General features: G+C 34.3%; 18 protein-coding genes. 3 read left to right on the forward strand and 15 right to left on the reverse strand.

Features of this window, described 5'->3' with window-relative positions:
* The first annotated feature begins 137 nt into the window (after positions 1–137).
* Together OC526_RS07065 and OC526_RS07070 are read left to right on the forward strand one after the other, a co-directional pair.
* Positions 138–1,583 (forward strand): nicotinate phosphoribosyltransferase, encoded by a 1,446-nt coding sequence (locus OC526_RS07065; RefSeq protein WP_262123083.1) that lies wholly within the window; start codon positions 138–140, stop codon positions 1,581–1,583.
* Positions 1,580–2,320, forward strand: coding sequence for an SDR family NAD(P)-dependent oxidoreductase (locus tag OC526_RS07070; RefSeq protein ID WP_262123084.1), 741 nt, complete (start codon positions 1,580–1,582; stop codon positions 2,318–2,320). Before OC526_RS07065 ends, OC526_RS07070 begins: the two co-directional genes overlap by 4 nt.
* Positions 2,321–2,684: 364 nt before the next feature.
* Here OC526_RS07070 and OC526_RS07075 read toward each other — a convergent pair whose 3' ends face one another.
* From OC526_RS07075 to OC526_RS07105, 7 genes are all read right to left on the reverse strand, one after another.
* A complete protein-coding gene (locus OC526_RS07075) occupies positions 2,685–3,623 on the reverse strand; it encodes a type I phosphomannose isomerase catalytic subunit (RefSeq protein WP_262123085.1) in 939 nt (312 codons plus the stop codon).
* Between the two features lie 9 nt (positions 3,624–3,632).
* Positions 3,633–4,493: a D-alanyl-D-alanine carboxypeptidase family protein gene (locus tag OC526_RS07080; protein ID WP_262123086.1), complete on the reverse strand. Its 861-nt coding sequence runs from the start codon at positions 4,491–4,493 to the stop codon at positions 3,633–3,635.
* 95 nt (positions 4,494–4,588) lie between these two features.
* Entirely contained in the window at positions 4,589–4,966 is a 378-nt protein-coding gene (locus tag OC526_RS07085) for an FMN-binding protein (protein WP_262123088.1), read from the reverse strand.
* 144 nt (positions 4,967–5,110) lie between these two features.
* Entirely contained in the window at positions 5,111–5,293 is a 183-nt protein-coding gene (locus tag OC526_RS07090; RefSeq protein ID WP_262123090.1) for a hypothetical protein, read from the reverse strand.
* Positions 5,294–5,361: 68 nt separating this feature from the next.
* A complete protein-coding gene (locus OC526_RS07095; RefSeq protein ID WP_262123092.1) occupies positions 5,362–5,556 on the reverse strand; it encodes a hypothetical protein in 195 nt (64 codons plus the stop codon).
* Positions 5,557–5,573: 17 nt separating this feature from the next.
* Positions 5,574–6,938 (reverse strand): DNA repair protein RadA, encoded by a 1,365-nt coding sequence (radA, locus tag OC526_RS07100; RefSeq protein ID WP_262123094.1) that lies wholly within the window; start codon positions 6,936–6,938, stop codon positions 5,574–5,576.
* Positions 6,938–8,224 carry a glutamate-cysteine ligase family protein gene (locus OC526_RS07105; protein WP_262123096.1) on the reverse strand — a complete coding sequence of 429 codons (1,287 nt, stop codon included), beginning with the start codon at positions 8,222–8,224 and terminating at the stop codon, positions 6,938–6,940. The genes radA and OC526_RS07105 overlap by 1 nt, the downstream gene beginning before the upstream one ends.
* 102 nt (positions 8,225–8,326) lie before the next feature.
* On the opposite strand from OC526_RS07105, the gene OC526_RS07110 reads away from it, so the two are divergent.
* Positions 8,327–8,782 (forward strand): methylated-DNA--[protein]-cysteine S-methyltransferase, encoded by a 456-nt coding sequence (locus tag OC526_RS07110; RefSeq protein WP_262123097.1) that lies wholly within the window; start codon positions 8,327–8,329, stop codon positions 8,780–8,782.
* Between the two features lie 36 nt (positions 8,783–8,818).
* On the opposite strand, the gene OC526_RS07115 is transcribed toward OC526_RS07110, so the two are convergent.
* The 8 genes from OC526_RS07115 to OC526_RS07150 all read right to left on the reverse strand — a co-directional run bounded on the left by OC526_RS07115 (position 8,819) and on the right by OC526_RS07150 (position 17,267).
* Positions 8,819–9,439, reverse strand: coding sequence for a Type 1 glutamine amidotransferase-like domain-containing protein (locus OC526_RS07115; RefSeq protein WP_262123099.1), 621 nt, complete (start codon positions 9,437–9,439; stop codon positions 8,819–8,821).
* A 29-nt stretch (positions 9,440–9,468) separates the two neighbouring features.
* Positions 9,469–9,897: a hypothetical protein gene (locus OC526_RS07120; RefSeq protein WP_262123101.1), complete on the reverse strand. Its 429-nt coding sequence runs from the start codon at positions 9,895–9,897 to the stop codon at positions 9,469–9,471.
* A 107-nt stretch (positions 9,898–10,004) separates the two neighbouring features.
* Positions 10,005–12,437: an ATP-dependent Clp protease ATP-binding subunit gene (locus OC526_RS07125; RefSeq protein ID WP_262123103.1), complete on the reverse strand. Its 2,433-nt coding sequence runs from the start codon at positions 12,435–12,437 to the stop codon at positions 10,005–10,007.
* Complete coding sequence (locus tag OC526_RS07130) at positions 12,419–13,405, reverse strand: ATP--guanido phosphotransferase (protein ID WP_262123105.1); 987 nt, start codon at positions 13,403–13,405, stop codon at positions 12,419–12,421. Before OC526_RS07130 ends, OC526_RS07125 begins: the two co-directional genes overlap by 19 nt.
* Positions 13,402–13,986: a transcriptional regulator gene (locus OC526_RS07135; RefSeq protein WP_262123107.1), complete on the reverse strand. Its 585-nt coding sequence runs from the start codon at positions 13,984–13,986 to the stop codon at positions 13,402–13,404. The genes OC526_RS07130 and OC526_RS07135 overlap by 4 nt, the downstream gene beginning before the upstream one ends.
* 2 nt (positions 13,987–13,988) lie before the next feature.
* Positions 13,989–14,450, reverse strand: a complete 462-nt coding sequence (locus OC526_RS07140) for a CtsR family transcriptional regulator (protein ID WP_262123109.1) — start codon at positions 14,448–14,450, stop codon at positions 13,989–13,991.
* Positions 14,451–15,008: 558 nt separating this feature from the next.
* Positions 15,009–16,379: an ABC transporter substrate-binding protein gene (locus OC526_RS07145; protein WP_262123111.1), complete on the reverse strand. Its 1,371-nt coding sequence runs from the start codon at positions 16,377–16,379 to the stop codon at positions 15,009–15,011.
* A 69-nt stretch (positions 16,380–16,448) separates the two neighbouring features.
* Positions 16,449–17,267 (reverse strand): carbohydrate ABC transporter permease, encoded by an 819-nt coding sequence (locus OC526_RS07150; protein WP_262123113.1) that lies wholly within the window; start codon positions 17,265–17,267, stop codon positions 16,449–16,451.
* Positions 17,268–17,270 lie beyond the last annotated feature (3 nt).

The raw sequence follows: 17,270 nt of genomic DNA on the forward strand, positions 1-17,270 counted from the left end.
ATAATATTTTAATAATATTTTGGATAAAGTATGAAAAAAGGGCATAATTATTGGTAAGAATAATTTTGCAAATGTTTGCAATTTTGTCCCATTGTATATACAATGAAAGAAGAAAAGATTTTGAAAAGAGGGTTTTTATGAGTAATGTAAGAAATTTATCAATGCTCAGTGATTTTTACGAATTTACCATGGCCAATGCATATTTTAACCATGGTATGAAGGATACAATTGCTGTTTTTGATGCATTTTATAGGACAAATCCTGATGAAGGTGGATATTCCATCTTTGCAGGTTTAAACGATGTAATTGATTTTATAGAAAATCTACATTTTACAGAAGAAGATATAGCTTATCTAAAGGAAGTGGGAGATTTTTCTGATGGCTTCCTAGATTACCTACGTGAGTTTAAATTCACCGGCGATGTCTGGGCCTTTCCTGAAGGATCAGTTATGTTTCCAAACGAGCCTATCATCACAGTTAAGGCACCTATTATAGAATGTTCTATAGTAGAAACTTACCTATTGCTATCAATGAATTTTAATTCACTGATTGCTACAAAAACAAGTAGGATAGTAAAGGCTGCTGGAGACAGGCTTGTAATGGAATTTGGTGCCCGCCGTGCCCAAGGAGCAGATGCTTCTCTAACAGGTGCAAGGGCTGCATTTATAGCTGGTGCACCAGTATCAAGTAATACACTTTCTGCAAAAACATATGGTTTTAAGCCATCTGGTACCATGGCTCATGCGTGGATTCAAGCCTTTGATAGTGAGTATGAAGCCTTTAAAGTTTATGCTGAAACTTATCCAGAAAACTGCACACTTTTAATCGATACCTACGATACAATTAATAGTGGCTTACCAAATGCTATGCGTATATTTAAAGAAGTTTTAGAACCAAAAGGTCTTACTGGTGGGGTGAGAATAGACTCTGGGGACCTTGCTTATTTATCTAAAGAAGTAAGAAAAATATTAGATGAAAATGGCTTTAAAGATACAAAAATAGTTGCATCTAATTCTCTAGATGAATTTAAAATAAATTCTCTAACAGCCCAAGGAGCAAAAATCGATGCCTTTGGTATTGGTGAAAGACTTATAACAAGTAAGTCTGACCCAGTTTTTGGTGGGGTATATAAGCTTGTAGGAATTTATGAAAATGATGATCTAAAGGCCCGTATAAAGGTATCTGAAAACGTAGAAAAAATTACAACACCAGGCTTTAAAAATGTTTATAGGCTTTATGACAAAAACACTGGCAAGGCTGAGGCTGATTATATCACCCTACGCGAGGAAGAGGTGGATGATTCAAAACCACTTGTAATCTTTGACCCACTCTTTACATGGAAAATGAAAAAAATGGACAATTATGAAGCCCGCCTAATGCAAGTGCCTATATTTGAAGGTGGAAAACTAGTCTATGACCAACCAGATATCCACGAAATCCAAGCTTATTGCAAAAAAGAAATCGAAAGCATATGGGATGAGGTAAAAAGATTTGACCAACCTCACAACTACTATGTCGACCTTTCCCAAGACTTGTGGAATCTAAAACAAAACCTTATTTTGGAAGCTAAAAGAGGCCAATGATTGCAATAATTACCGGGGCAAGTTCTGGAATCGGCAGAGAATTTGCTATCCAAGTTGATGATTTAAGCTATGATCAGATTTGGATAATAGCTCGCAGAAAAGACCGCCTAATAGAGCTTAAAAATCAGCTAAAAACAAAAAGCAAAATCCTTGCCCTGGATTTGCTTGACAGGGAAAGTTTCTTAAAAATATCAAATGAAATTGAAATTGCAAATCAAAAAGTCGGTCTCTTAGTAAATGCTGCAGGTGTGGGTTTTAATGATTATTTTGAGAATGTGAGTCTAGAAGAAAATCAAAGGATGATTGACTTAAATATTCTAGCACCCACCCAGCTTATAAAAGTGATTTTGCCTTACATGGCTGAAAACTCGGTGATTATAAATGTAGGATCTGTAGCAGGATTTATTCCTCAGCCAAAATTTGCGACCTATGCAGCTAGCAAATCGTATTTGATAAGCTTATCCCGCGCCTTAAATCGAGAATTGAAAGGCAGAAAAATCCATCTTACAAGTCTATGCCCAAATCCAGTTGACACTGAGTTTGGAGAAATTGATAAAAATGGCATAAAAAAATACGGGACAGAAGACATCCATAAATTGGTGGCAAAAGCTTTAAGAGAAGCTAGATACAAGGATCTAATTTCTGTCCATGCATCAGCAAAATTTATGAGACTAATATCAAAAATAATACCCCACTCCTTTGTGATGTGGCTTGAGAGGGTTTTTGGCATGTATTGATCAAAATTCAAAACAAGCGTGTCATTTGAGGTTGACTTAGCGGTTTTGAGTTTTTGTAGATAGAATTTTAATAAATTAAAAAAGTCTCTGCCTAAACTTCTCTCATTTTCTTTGTTTAGATAGTAATTGATTGGGATAATATATATTTAATATAAAAATCAATACAAGCGTGTCATTTAGAAAAATTTACTAGAATTCAAATTGAAAAATTCATTAAAAAATTGCACTGTTTGAGCGAAAGCGAGTTTGCAATTTTTAGAATTTTGAGATTATGAATTCTTAAATTTTGAGGTTGACTTAGCGGTTTTGATTTTTAGGTATTATTAATAATTTTACAATAAAAAAGAGCCTCTCGGCTCTTTTTTTATGCTATATTTGACTCAATTATTGTTAGGTTTCCTTCAAATTCATAAGATGACACTTCATTTGTCAGGATAAAGAAGTCTCCCTTTTTGATATTGTATTCTTCCCCATCTACCCTTAGGACTCCCACACCTTCTACAACTGATTCTAATAGGTAAGGAGCATTTCTTATCAAGCTTACTCGGTTACTGGTTTCTAGTTTTCTTACTTCAAAAAATTCATTTTTTGTAAGGCTAGTTTTTATAAGGTTGCCTGCTTCTTCTACATTTTTTTCATCTGCTATTTCATTTAATTTTATAGCCTGGATGGATTTATCTATATGAAGTTCGCGTAGATTGCCTTCTTTATCTGGGCGGTCGTAGTCGTAAAGTCTATAAGTTATATCAGATGCTTGTTGGATTTCTAATATTAGACATCCCTTTTTAATGGCATGGACTGTACCTGCTGGCACAAAGAAAAAATCTCCCTTAGTGGCTGGGACTTCTTTTAAAACATCATTCCATTTTTTATTTTCAATTTTTTCAACAGCATCATCCTTATCTTCAGCATTTAGCCCATAAATAATTGAAGCAGGATTTTCATTTAGGATATACCAGCATTCGGTTTTGCCCCTTGAGTTTTCAAGTTTTGCTCCCATTTGATCATCTGGGTGGACTTGGATAGATAGGTCATCTGTGGCATCAATTATTTTTACCAAAAGTGGGAAAGTTTCTTCGCCTTCACCAGCAAATAATTCCTTATTATTTTTGTAAAGTTCTTTTAGTGTTTGGCCAGCCAGCTCTCCATTTATTACAACAGAACTTGCCTCATCCATGCCAGATATGGCCCAATATTCACCAACACTATCAGAATTTATATTATAGTCAAATTCGTCTTTTAATCTGGACCCGCCCCAAACCTTATCAACAAATTCTCCTTGTAAAATCAAAACTTTTTGCATATTTTCTCCTTAAAGTCTATTTAAAATATCAAGGGTGTCTTGGATATGGCCATCGCCTGGATTGTCGATGTCATCGTAGGGAGCACCCATGGTAACTATAATATATTCTTTCCCATTTTTGACTGAAAGTGTCGCCCAGCATAATCCTGCCTTGTCTGTTGTACCAGATTTGCCACCAATAATTTCAAAACCATCTTGGTCATAATTTTCAAGCTTGTCAAAAACTGTACTTGTCATATATAGGCCCTCTGGGTGGTGGTCGGTTGGCAGGGTCAGATAATTTTTCTTTGTAAAAATCGCCCTAAAATTGCCATCTTCTAAGGCGTATTTTAATAGCATGGCCATGTCTTTGGCAGAGGAATAATGGCCTATATCATCCATGCCATCTACATTTTGAAAATGTGTGTTTTTTAGTCCCCACTCTTCAGATCTCTCATTCATAAGGCCTACAAATCCTAGTTCTGATCCTGAGATGTTGATTGCAAGCGAGTCTGCCGCCTCTCCGCCAGATGGGAGCATGGCGCCATATAGCAAATCACGATATGTAGTCATTTCCCCACCAAAAAAACCTGCCATTGATGCATTTTCTCCTACAAGTTGCTGGTAGGATTCTGTATCTACTGGTGCATAGGCTCCCAAATCATTTACTTTTTGTAAGGCTTCATAGACTGTCATCATTTTTGTAAGCGATGCCATTGCTAGTTTTTCATCTTCATTTTTGCCTGTGACCTTCCTATCATCAGTCAAATTATAAACGTAGACCGCTTTTGAGTTGTACTCGTAGACCTCACGGTTTTGGTAGCGGCTGATTAAAAAAAGACCTATTATGACTAAGGGAAGGATTAATAGTGTGTATGACCTTTTTCTCATAATACCCTCTGTAATATTTTTCATTTTTACTATACGTCCACAAGTTTTTTTGACAAAGAAAAACCACCCTTTTGGGTGGCTTATTGTATCTTTAATTATTTTGCGTTTGCGATTGCTTCGTTTACAGCTGATTTGAATGCTTCAGATGTTACTGTTGCGCCTGATACATTCTCAACGCCCTCTGTTCCGTTTGCTTTAATAATTGCATCTGTTAATTCTGGAATAGCTTTTGCTCCGATGTCTTCTGTTTCTGTGTGTTCTGTATCGATTGATTCGATAACTCCGTCTTTTCCAAAGTTAACTGTTACTTTGATGTCTCCACCGTAACCTGCAACTGTTGCTTCACCTTTTGATGGTTGAGCTTCTTCAGCTGGAACTGTTTCTGTATTTTCTGCTGTATTTGCATTGTTTCCACAAGCTGCAAATGTAAATGCCATAGCTGCTACTAGGGCAAATTTATTTAAGTTTTTCATAAAACTCTCCTTTTATGTACGCCATTTTCGGCAAATTTTGAATGCGAATAAGTCGCTATGTCTTTTGTATGAATATTATAACACATATTTTGATAAAATCAAGATTAACGATATTTTTTAGTAATCATAAAATAATTTGATATTTCATTTTCTATCTATATCTATTTTTGTTTCTTTAACCTGGCCTGTCCTGGCGTTAAATAAGTATTCCTTGCCATCAGTCCTGATAAAAGAATAATTTATATCCTTACTGTAAGGGTTAAAGGAGCTCATCTGGTCAGTAGTATATGGAAGCAAATATATATCCTTACCATAGTTCTCTTTCATAAAGTTTTCCGCATAAGTTGTGCTGTATTTTGGCATGGAAAACATATATAGGACAGTTATTATGATTGTTAGCAAATATTTAGGGTATTTAGGAGATTTTTTAGTCCGATTTCCATTAAATACATTATAGCTATTGGCAGGATAAATAAAATAATATTTATATGTTTATCAAAAAAAGTATGATTTACATACATAATTATAGCTATGGCAAGCCAAAAGAAAATGTCATCTCCTGAAAATCTTTCTTTAATAGTCTCCCACATATGCCCTCCTTAATTTTCTATCTAAAACACTCATCAATTACTTGTCTTATATTTGATTTCTGCAATACCCTTATACCAGAAAATTCATTTTCATCAACAGAATTTCTTGCTACAAAGCACTTTTTATAGCCCAAACGCTCTAATTCTTTTATGCGCTGTTTAATTTGTGGTACTTTTTTAAGCTCTCCAGTAAGGCCAACTTCTGCAATAAAAACGGTTTTGTCATCTATGGGCTTTTTTAAAAGAGAAGATGCGATAGACATCATAATGGCAAGGTTTACTGATGGCTCTGACAATTTTAGGCCACCTGTAGTTTTTATAATTACATTGTAATCAAATAAATTTAGACCAGCACGCTCTTGTAAGATTGAAATCAAGGTGTTTAGGTCATCTTTTCTTAGCGAATCCCCAATCCTTTGCGGATATGGCAAAAATGATTTGCTGACTAAGGACTCGATTTCTACTTCCAATAGCCTGGAGCCTTCCTTAGTAACAGATATGGCTGACCCTTCAATTTCATTTTCACGAGCTGTTATAAAATACTCACTAGGATTAGAAATCTCTATCAAACCATCTTCAGTCATAGAAAATAAGCCGATTTCACCGGTGCGGCCAAATCTGTTTTTTGTAGAAGTTAAGACCCTTAGGTCCTCATCACTTTCTCCATCTAAAACTAAAACTGTATCTACCAAGTGTTCCAAAGTACGAAGTCCTGCCATTTCGTTGGCCTTGGTCATGTGCCCTATCATAATTATTGCGCGTTTTTTATGCTCATCTTTGGCAATTTCTACTGCCTTGTTGGCTACCTCTATGGTTTGAGTTGGGCTTCCAGCCTTATTATCAAACTCTGCTAGGGTAAAAGTTTGGATAGAGTCAAGAAAAACTACATCCGCATCTATGTTTTTAATCTCACTAACGGCACTATCCATAGAGTTTGTAGAAAGAATCCATACATTTTCAGGTAAGCTTTCCATTATCCTATCTGCACGGGATTTGATCTGGCTTTCTGATTCTTCTCCAGAAACATAAAGAACTTTTAAACCCTCATCTGCATAGGCCTTTGATAATTGGAGCAAGAGTGTAGATTTTCCTGCACCCGGGCGGGCAGTTAGGATTGTGACACTATCACGGACTAGTCCCCCTCCAACTGCACGGTCAAATTCTTCAAAGCTTGACTTTATTCTTTCAGATTCGTTAATTTCAATAGTATTTAGTTTTTTTGCAGCCTTGTCATCAACAACTACACTTGCGTTTTTTTTGCTTTCCTTAACTGTTACTTCAATCAAAGACCCCCACTTACCGCACTCTGGACATTTGCCTGCCCAAAGGGGTTGGGTGTGACCGCAATTGTTGCATTCAAAGGCTTTTTTTATTTTTGCCACTAATTTTCCTTTATAAATTTATTTACTGAGAAATTGTAGATTGCTTTTTGTGGATCTTTCTTGTACAAGGATTCATATATATCGCGAGGTTTTTCATCTCTTTTTAAAAGCTCTTCTAAAGGTTTTATATATTCATAATCTTCTTCTATCATGCCAGTAATTTGTAGCATCCATTCAGATATTTTCTTGTTCTTATATATGGTATTTATCCCTTGCATTACTGCCTTATCTTTTAGTTTTTGTGATTTTTCATAGGTCATATCAGAGAATAATTGGTATAAAAATCCAAATATCTCCTCATCATAGAACATATTTTTGATAAGGGCAACTGCTGCAAAATTGTATGGATATGGAACATTATCAGGCATTCTTACTTCTATATATTGTTTGGTCCTAACATCTGGAAAAACTATAGAAAGGGCATGATATACCATATCCTTACTCATATCTTGATTAAAGATTTCTTCGAAAGGAGTATCTCCTGTATAAATATCTTTTCCATCTTTATGGATAAATATACTATCAGTAGCTAAGATTTTTTCTGCATATTTTCTGTATGATAGGTCATCATCAAACGCAAAAGAATAAGTACCTGTACGTGGTTTGTCGCAATTTTCCCAAATGGTTTGGCGGAGGTTATGCTTAGCATAAACCTCTCCCTCAAAGATATAAGAATTGTCAAAGGTACTGTATAAAAATGTAGAAACTGCATTGGCAACAAAGAATTTTTTCTTAAAATCTTCCTCATCCTTAAAGTCAATTGCCACTTGGAGGCTTCCAGATCCTTGCATCATATTTAATGGCATAGTTCCCCCAAATTCTCTAAAATATTTGGACATATATTTATAACGTTCTTTAGGAATAAAAGGCAGATCTGCAATTTTTGACTTTGGTTGATAACCTAGTTCAGCTAGGAGTTGATTTTTCTTATCAAAAATAGGAACAATCTCTCCCATAACTTTTTTATAATTATCAAAAAGCTCATCCATAGTTTTTTCAGCCCCAAAGGCAACTTCAAATTGGGCTGCAGGTTCTATAGAAACAGCAAAGCCATCACCAGAAAGTCCCATAATATTTTCGCCCTCGTATGTACCCTCATAGCCAAGTTTTTCAATCTCCATTAGAGAATCACGGACTCCACCATCTTCTCCATAAGTGATAGTTTCCATAGTTTCTGCATCTATAGCAAAGTGCTCCACCTCAAAACCAACTTTGAAATTATCCTCACTTTTCTCTCCAGATTTTATATAATCAACAATTGCATCAATTTTTTTATCGTAGTTCATAACACCCTCGATTCTTAAATTTCATTTATATTATTATACATTAAAATTTAAAAATTTTTATTAATGCTTTTTATATTTAAAATTATATATTAAAATGTAGGTATGAAAACAGCATTTTACACCACAGATATTGGGATAATCAAAATAACCTATAAGCAAAAAATATCAAAAATTGAATTAGTAGACCAAACTAATGAAAATAATGATAAAACTTTAGAAACTAATAAAGTTATTAGCCAAATAAATGAATATTTAGATGGCAAAAGAAAAGAATTTAGTATTTATGATTTATGTAAGGCAGAAGGCACAAATTTTCAGCAAAAAGTCTGGCAAGAGCTTTTAAACATCCCCTATGGCCAAACAAAAACCTATAAGGACATAGCAAAAAATATAGGAAATGAAAAAGCAGTCAGAGCAGTTGCCACTGCCATCGGCAAAAATCCACTAATGATAATCACCCCCTGCCACAGAGTCATAGGCAGTGACGGGAAAATGCATGGCTATGCCTATGGGATTAATCTTAAGAAAAAATTACTTGACCTTGAAAATAATAATTAAATTACAAGTAAAAAAGCAGGATTCCCTGCTTTTCTACTAAAAATCCCCAAAGTCAACATCAAATCTATCATCTCCCTTGTGGATAATAGCGCCTTTGTTATCTATTGCTATTAGCTGTAGGCTGTCTTTATGGGCCTTGTGGATTTTTTCTGCGGCTTCTTTAAATGGCTCCTCACCCCAGTGTGGAAGGGGGTAAAATTCTACTAAATTTAGGGCTTTTGTTGATTTTAATTCTGGTGCAGCTTTTGGGTCGTCCATGTATTTAATATATGCTATATCAGGACTTGCAATTACTGATCCTGCTGATTCTCCAATATAGACCATACCCTCACTTACTTTTTCTTTGATTAATCCTAGTAAATCTTTCTTTTTTAGTTCTTGGAGCAAGTAAAAAGTATTGCCTCCTGATACATATAAAATCTCTGTATTTTTTATAATTTCTTTAGCTTGCTCTTCAGAAACCTTACTTACTTCTAGGTCTTTTATTTCAAATCCCTTTGATAAAAAATACTCACGTGCATCATCTACATACTGGGTGTATGGTGAAACTTCTGCTGCAGTTGCTATAAATGTTATTTTCTTTGCTTGATATTTTTCAATAAATCTTTCAAATCCATTTTTTGCCCCGACTAGGGATGATGATAAAAATATGTTCATTTGCTCTCCTTACTTATATATAGAAATTTTCACAACTTTTTCCCGATTTTTTTACCTCTTAGCATAATTACAATAAATAAGACCAAAAATAGTCCTGTTAGTATCCATGCAAAAATAGTGCGAGGTATAAAATGCCCTTGCAAGATATATATGGACAAAAGGCAGGATAGTCCATTTATTATTTTATATAAAGTTCCAAAACTTGTTACCGAAAAGCTATAAATCGTATAAATAATCAGTAGTATGGGATAAAGTATAATGACGTTTCTAAAAAAATTTACATTGGCTATGTATGACTCATAGTCTATTGTCTGATAAGTTCCTATATAATCTTCAAAGGTTTTTGAGTTTGAAATTGCCCTAGCATGGATGATTGTAAATATGATAATTAATATAGATATGCCAAGTATTGCTAGGCTTACTTGTCTTTGATTTTCTATATTTTTTATTTTTTCCATAATCTACCCTTTTTATATTTTCTAGTGTATTATTACCCTAAATTTGGCAATTTTTTGCAAAATAAAACCACCCCTTGGGGTGGCTTTGAGTAGCTATTATCTCATGCTTATTCTGCTGTTTCTACTGCTAGGGCTTCCTTTTTTTGACCTGCTACATTTTCAAAATTTAGTTCATCATTTTTTACTGATAGGTGGATTATGGCATCCCTATTTAGTTTGTTATCTAGGATATCTTCTGCTAGCCTATCGTCTATCATTTTTGTGATGTGACGTTCTAGTGGCCTTGCCCCGTATTCTTCGTTAAATCCTTCTTTTGCTAGAAGTTTTACTACTTCGTCATCATAAGTGATGTCGATGTCGATGTTATTTAGTCTTTGTCTGGTTTTTTCTAGCATTAGTTGTGTAATTTCTTCAATGTTTGCCTCACTTAATGGGTTAAACATGATTACTTCATCTAATCTGTTTAAAAACTCTGGTGCAAAGGCATCTTTTACTTCACGTTCTATGATTTCACGGGTGCGGTCGGCATTTTTTTCTTCTTGATTGCCTGTTTCAAAACCAATGGCTTGTTTTTCGTTTAGGCTTGATACACCAACGTTACTTGTCATAATTATGATTGTATTTTTAAAGTCTACTGTGCGGCCTTGGCCATCTGTTAGTCTACCGTCATCTAGGATTTGTAATAATAAATTGAAAATATCTGGGTGGGCTTTTTCGATTTCATCAAATAAAATTACTGAATATGGGTGATTTCTCACTTGTTCTGTCAACTGTCCACCTTCTTCATAGCCTACATATCCTGGAGGAGAACCTACCAAACGAGATACGGCAAATTTTTCCATATACTCACTCATATCCATACGAATTAGGTGGTCTTCTGACCCAAATATATTTTCAGCCAAAGATTTTGCTAAGTAAGTTTTACCAACTCCTGTTGGCCCTACAAAGATAAATGATCCGATTGGTTTTGATGGATCTTTTAGTCCAACTCTGGCACGTTTTATGGCGTGGGCTACTGATTTTATAGCTTCTTCTTGGCCAATTACAGTGCCCTCTAATTGCTTATCAAGGCTTGCGTATTTTTGTTTTTCATCTTCAGTTAATTTTGTAACTGGAACTTTTGACCATGATGCAACTATGCTTGCAATGTCATCAAAGCCTATAAATAAGTTTTTCTTATCCTTATTTTTCTTTTCGATTTCTGCTTCGATTTCAAATCTGGCTTGGTTGATTTGATCACGTAGTTCTGCAGCTTTTTCAAAGTCTTGGTCTTTTACTGCCTGCTCTTTTTCACGAACTAGGTCATTGATCTTATCTTCTGGATTAGAATCACTTTCTTCTTCTTGATAGGCCTTGATACGGACCTTACTCATGGCCTCATCTAGGACATCTATAGCCTTATCTGGCAAAAATCTATCGTTTATATACCTATCTGTTAGCTCAACTGCAGCATAAATTGCTTCTTCAGTCATTTCTACCCCGTGGTGGGACTCATATTTATCTCTGACACCCTTGATTATTTTCCTGGTGTCTGATAATGATGGCTCTTCCACTTGGATAGGCTGCATACGACGGGTTAAGGCGCTGTCTTTTTCTATATATTTTCTGTATTCTTCTATGGTTGTAGCACCGATTATTTGAATGTCACCCTTGGCAAGGATTGGTTTTAAGATATTTGCAGCATCCATAGATCCTTCTGCTGCTCCTGCTCCAAGTACCATATGAAATTCGTCGATAAATAGGATTACATCATCTCGGTTTGCTAGCTCATCAAATAGTTTTTTTAGCCTATCTTCAAAGTCCCCACGATATTTTGTACCTGCAATCATGCTTGCAAGGTCTAGGCTTAGTATAGTTTTATCCTTAATTATCTTTGGCACTTCGCCTTCTACAATTCTTTGGGCAAGGCCTTCTGAAATTGCAGTTTTACCTACACCTGGCTCACCAATTAGGATTGGGTTATTTTTTGTCCTACGCATCAATATTTGGATGACGCGTTCTATTTCTACATCACGGCCTATTACTGGGTCAATCTTGCCTGTTTTTGCTTCTTCATTTAAATCACGAGCAAATTTTGAAACATTTTCACTAAGTTCATTGGCCGAACCAACTACTTCTGGTTGGTCATTTAGTAACTCTTTTAAATTTCTTTTTACAATATCTTTTTCTACTCCCGATAGCAAAAACATGATGTTTGTTAGTGAGTCTTCGTCTTCAAGGATTGCAAATAATACATTTTCTTCGCCTGCAGAAGATTGGCCGTATTTGTTTGCATTTAGCCTTGCTAGTTCTAAAACCTGTCTTACTTTTTTGCTATATTCTGTTGCAGGACGCATGGCTTGACCTTTGCCTATATTATTTATTACAACTTGGCGAAGCAAATCATAGTTTGCTCCGGCAGCCTCTAATGCTTTTGTTGCAACAGAACCTGTTTTCATTAATGCAAGGAGCAAGTGCTCTGTACCGATATAGTCGTGGTTTAGAGAGTAACTTTCGCGCCTTGCCTGTTGGGTTAATTTATTTAATCTATTAGCTTCCATTGCCTCTCCTTAATATAAGAGTTCAAAAACTCTGATCTTTCAGGGTCTTTTTTGCCCTTGTACTTATTTTTTGTCAGATTAAATATTAAATAGTCTAACTCGTTGCTTGTTAAATCAGTATTAAATCCAAGTTTGTTGTATTTTTTAAGCTTAAAAAGCTCATTTGCAATTGTATTTAAACTGTTTAGCTTTCCTGAGTTTAGAGTATTTAAACTTATTGCTATCTGTTCTATAATCTCATCATCAGAAATATTATTTAATAACTGATAATCTCTTCTAAATCTTCTTTCATTTCTTACTAGGGAATCAATATTAGCACTCATTTTTAGGACATAGTCATCCATATCATCACGATAATTTCCAAAATTCTTCACTAGATAAATGTCATCTACATATTTGTCATAATAGGCTGGAATGTATCTTGTCCCATACATGCCGTGGCTAAGTAAACCTTGTTTGAAACCATAATATGATTCCTCAGCATCCACTAGGGCAAATAAAAACATCTTTAGTCTGATTTCAAGACCTGCACCATTATTTCGTCCATCACTAGTCAGATACCCATATTGGGCCTTAAAGGCAAAATCAAATTTTTCGTCTAATTCTTTTTCGATTTCAATTGCCTTTTTGTAGGCCTTTTTGACATCCATATCAAAGTTGCGGATATTTATGGCTATATGGTCACGATCATTGATGGTGATGATGTAATCATCAGCAAAAACCACTGCAATTTGAGCAAGTTTGCTAGTAACATCTTCTGATAGGACCATGTCATTTATGAGTTTATTTAGGGTATTATCATCTATTTCATTTAACAAAACTAGGTTATCTGGATAAATATCCCTAAACATTTTCACAATCTTTTCGCTATCTTCATAGGTAATTGTTGTTGGAAAATCAAAACCCTTTATATTTCTCCTAATAGAAAGATTTGAATTTAGAATGATATCTTTTGAATAATCTATCAATTTTTCACCTTCATATTTAAATCATCTAATTGTTCTTTTAAATCAGCAGCTTGTTCATAATCCTCGGTAGCTATTGAGTGGTCTAGCTTTTCTTGGAGGGCCTTTATCTCAAGTGCCATTTCCTTAAATTCACGGTCTTTTTTTGGTAGCCTACCTGTGTATTTATCATAATTATTATAGGTTTTTAAAACTTTTTGGGTTAGGCTTTTATTTAGTTTAAAACACTCTTCACAGCCAAATATTCCTTGGCGGATATTTGACTCAAGATTGCCACAATTTGGGCAAGTTTTTTCATTTAAACCTTCCATATATGAAAATGGTTGGTTATTTTGATTGTATTTATATTCATAATATCCATCGATCATATCATCTAGGGATGGTACAAATTTTTGGATAAGACTTTCTAAATTTTTGTTATTTAAATTAAGTTTATGAAATCCGTCTTCATTAATATCAGCACTGTCAGTCATGTCTGTGTATGTTTTTAAACAATCATTGCACAAATAAAAGTCATGCTCATGTCCATTTACTATAGCCTTGACACTTACAGAAGCATCCTTGCCACATTTTTCACATTTCATAATTAACTCCTTGCTAAAACACTTAATAGAATATTTTTTATGATGTCAGAACGTATACCATTGCGATTTTTGCTATCAACTCCACACAGAGCCTTATCGCTTGTAGCATATTTTGCCATCAAAAACTCATCCTTGGTAAAGTATTTTTTACTATATAAATCCTTAAACAAGCTATCAGCGTTTGCCTCAGTCATTTGCCTGTTTAGGTTTTTGATTAAATATGTTAAATAATTATCTTCTTCTACTATGGTTATGATTTTGATAAAACCATTGCCACCACGTTTACTTTCTATAAGATACCCGTTGTGTGGGGTAAATCTTGTCGAAAGCACGTAATTTATCTGGCTAGGTGCACAATCAAATTGCATGGCCAAATCATTGCGTCCAATCTCAAGCATCCCATCAGTAGATTCTTCTAGCATAGCCTTTAAAAATCTCTCAATATCTGATGTAAGACCTGCCATATATTCACCTACTTTCCTAATTGTCTTTTTATTTTACAATTATATATCAAAAGGTCAAGAAAAAACTCTGACCTTTTGACTATCTCTGACCTTTTTTATTAAAAAATAAGAATCCCTTTATTGATTCTATTAAAACTGTACTTTTTTTCACTACTTTTTCAAGGTCAATGCCAGTAAGACCAACAATGTAATAATTTAGAATATTTTTTCATAACAATCCAAGTATTGCCACAAATTTTACTCCTCTAACTATTGCAAATTTGCTATAAATTAAAGTGTATTTATCCCTTCATAACTAGGGTTTACATTCCCATATGTCATATCAACAATAGATTTAAATGCCAGCAATATGTATTTTAAAAATATTGGCTACGATTATAAATGGATAGATATACTTGTATGTATAGATAAATATTTTGCCCTTATAGTAGTTATTTTTGTACTGATTATATTTATAGAATTTATATTTGTATCAAAATGTAAGGATTGAAACAAGGAAAAATAGTATTTATAGGCAAAAAAAATCTTAGGTATGTATACCTAAGATTTTTTAGTGTTTTATTGTGCAAAGTCTGCTTTATATTGTGGTGCGAATGCTTCTAGTTCTGCTTTTACATCTGCTTGTGTGTTTGAAAGGATTTGTTCAAGAACTGATCCAATATCGTTATATGCTTGTTGGCTACCTGGTGCAAGTGGTCTTGAGTATAGGTTTTTGGTTGCATCTGCAAGTATTGGAGCAATTGCAGAATCAGATTCTGAGTATGTGCTATCTTCAATTGCACTTGTTCTAGCTGGCATATATCCTGTATCTAAGGCAAATTGGATTTGAGATTCTTTGCTTGTTAGGAATTTTAAAAATTTAAAGGCTGCTTGCTTTTGTGCATCATCTGCATTGTCAAACATATAAATATTTGTACCTTGTTGTACTGCACTTTCTGCAGGATATGGTGCTGCTGCATATTCAAATTTGCCATCTACTCCATCTTTTACATATACTTCACCAGCATTTGATCCAATATATGCTCCTACTTGCTCATTTGCAAATGGTCCTGACATGTATTGGTCTGTTCCTGCTATTCTAAAGTATCCTTCTTTGATACCATCTAGATAATATTGAACAGCTTCTACTGATTCATCGCTTGTTACATCAAGGTTTTCATCCATTTCTACGCCTTTATTGTGTAGATATGTGGCATAGAAGTTTGATAGTGAATCAAAACCAACTCCTGGGATGCCTTTTTCTTCATTGATTTTTTTAGAAACTTCTACTAATTCTTCATAATTTGTTGGTACTTCAAGGCCTAGTTCATCAAAAAGTGTCTTGTTATACCAGAATACTTCTGTAGATTTGTTAAATGGTAGTCCCATGATTTTGCCGTCTTTTTCAATTTCTTGACGTACACCTTCTAGGATATCTTCATAATCTTCAATACCATTTTCGCCATTTACCATGTCTGTAAGCTCTGTTACTAGATTTGCATCTTCAAATTGTAGCATCCAGTCTGGGTATGCTTGGGTAATAGTTGGTAGGTCATCTGGTGATTGCATTGTTGCAACTAAGATTTGATTTAAATCACCATAATTACCTTGGTTTTGTAGGTTTACTTTGATATTTGGATTTTCTTTTTCAAATTCTGCTACAAGTTTTTCTAAGGCTTCACCTTGGCCACCACCCATTGCATGCCAAAATGTGATTTCAGCTGCTTCATCTGTGCTAGAGTCAGCCTCTTTTTCAGTATTTTCTTCCTTTGCTGCATCTTTTTCTTCTGTATTTTCTTTATTTTCTGTAGCTTCTTCTGCATTTTCTGTTTGTGCTGTTTCTGCAGTATTTTCATTTGTACCTGTATTGGCATCTTGGTTGCCACATCCTACTAAAACAGCTAAAGACAACATAATTGTTGCTAGTAATGAATAAAATTTCTTGCTCATAAAATCTCCTTTATATATATATTTGTCATTACATTTTTTATATACCCTATAAACTTAAAAATTGCAATTTTAACCTTTCAATCCGCCGTATGACACCCCCTCTAAAATTTGTCTTCTAAAGATAAAGTATAAAATTAAAATTGGAAGAATTGTAATGGTCGATGCTGCCATTTGCAGGTGGATATATGATCCAGCTTCTGTAGCAAAAGCAGAAAGACCGTTTGAAATCATCCTCATGTTTTTGCTATTTGTTACCAAGATTGGCCATAGGAATGAATTCCATCCAGCAATAAAATTTAAAAGTCCGATGGTAAATAAAGTTGATTTTGAAAGGGGTACCATAACTCTAGTTATAAACTCAAAATCACTAGCCCCATCCACCTTTGCTGCATTGTAATAATCCATAGGAATAGACCTTAAAAATTGTCTAAGGTAGATTATATAAAAAACACTAGCCATAAAAGGCAAAATTAAAGCCCAATAGCTATCTAATAGGGAAAGCTTGGCAATAGTTCTAAAATTGGTGAAAACTATGATTTCAAAAGGAATCATCAAAAGTGCTAGCAATATACTTTCTACCAGCTTTTTGTGCTTAAAGTTCAAAAAGTTAAGGGCAAAAGCTGCTAAAGTTGTTGTTATAAGAGTTCCTAAAGTATTAACTAAGGTTACAAAAATAGTATTAAAAAAGTATCTAGCAAAGGGTGCCACCTTCATAGCTTCACTAAAGTTTGAAGCTTGAGCAGTTTCTGGCAATAATTTTGGTGGTATGCTTGTTACTTCCTGAAAGGTCATCAGCGACGATGAAATCATATAAAAAAATGGAAAAAGGGTAATGATTGCCATAAAAATTACAAAAATATATCCTAAAATTTTATTTACTTTACTCATATC

It is taken from the genome of Anaerococcus sp. Marseille-Q5996 (assembly GCF_946893725.1).
In the GTDB taxonomy this organism is placed as follows: domain Bacteria; phylum Bacillota; class Clostridia; order Tissierellales; family Peptoniphilaceae; genus Anaerococcus; species Anaerococcus martiniensis.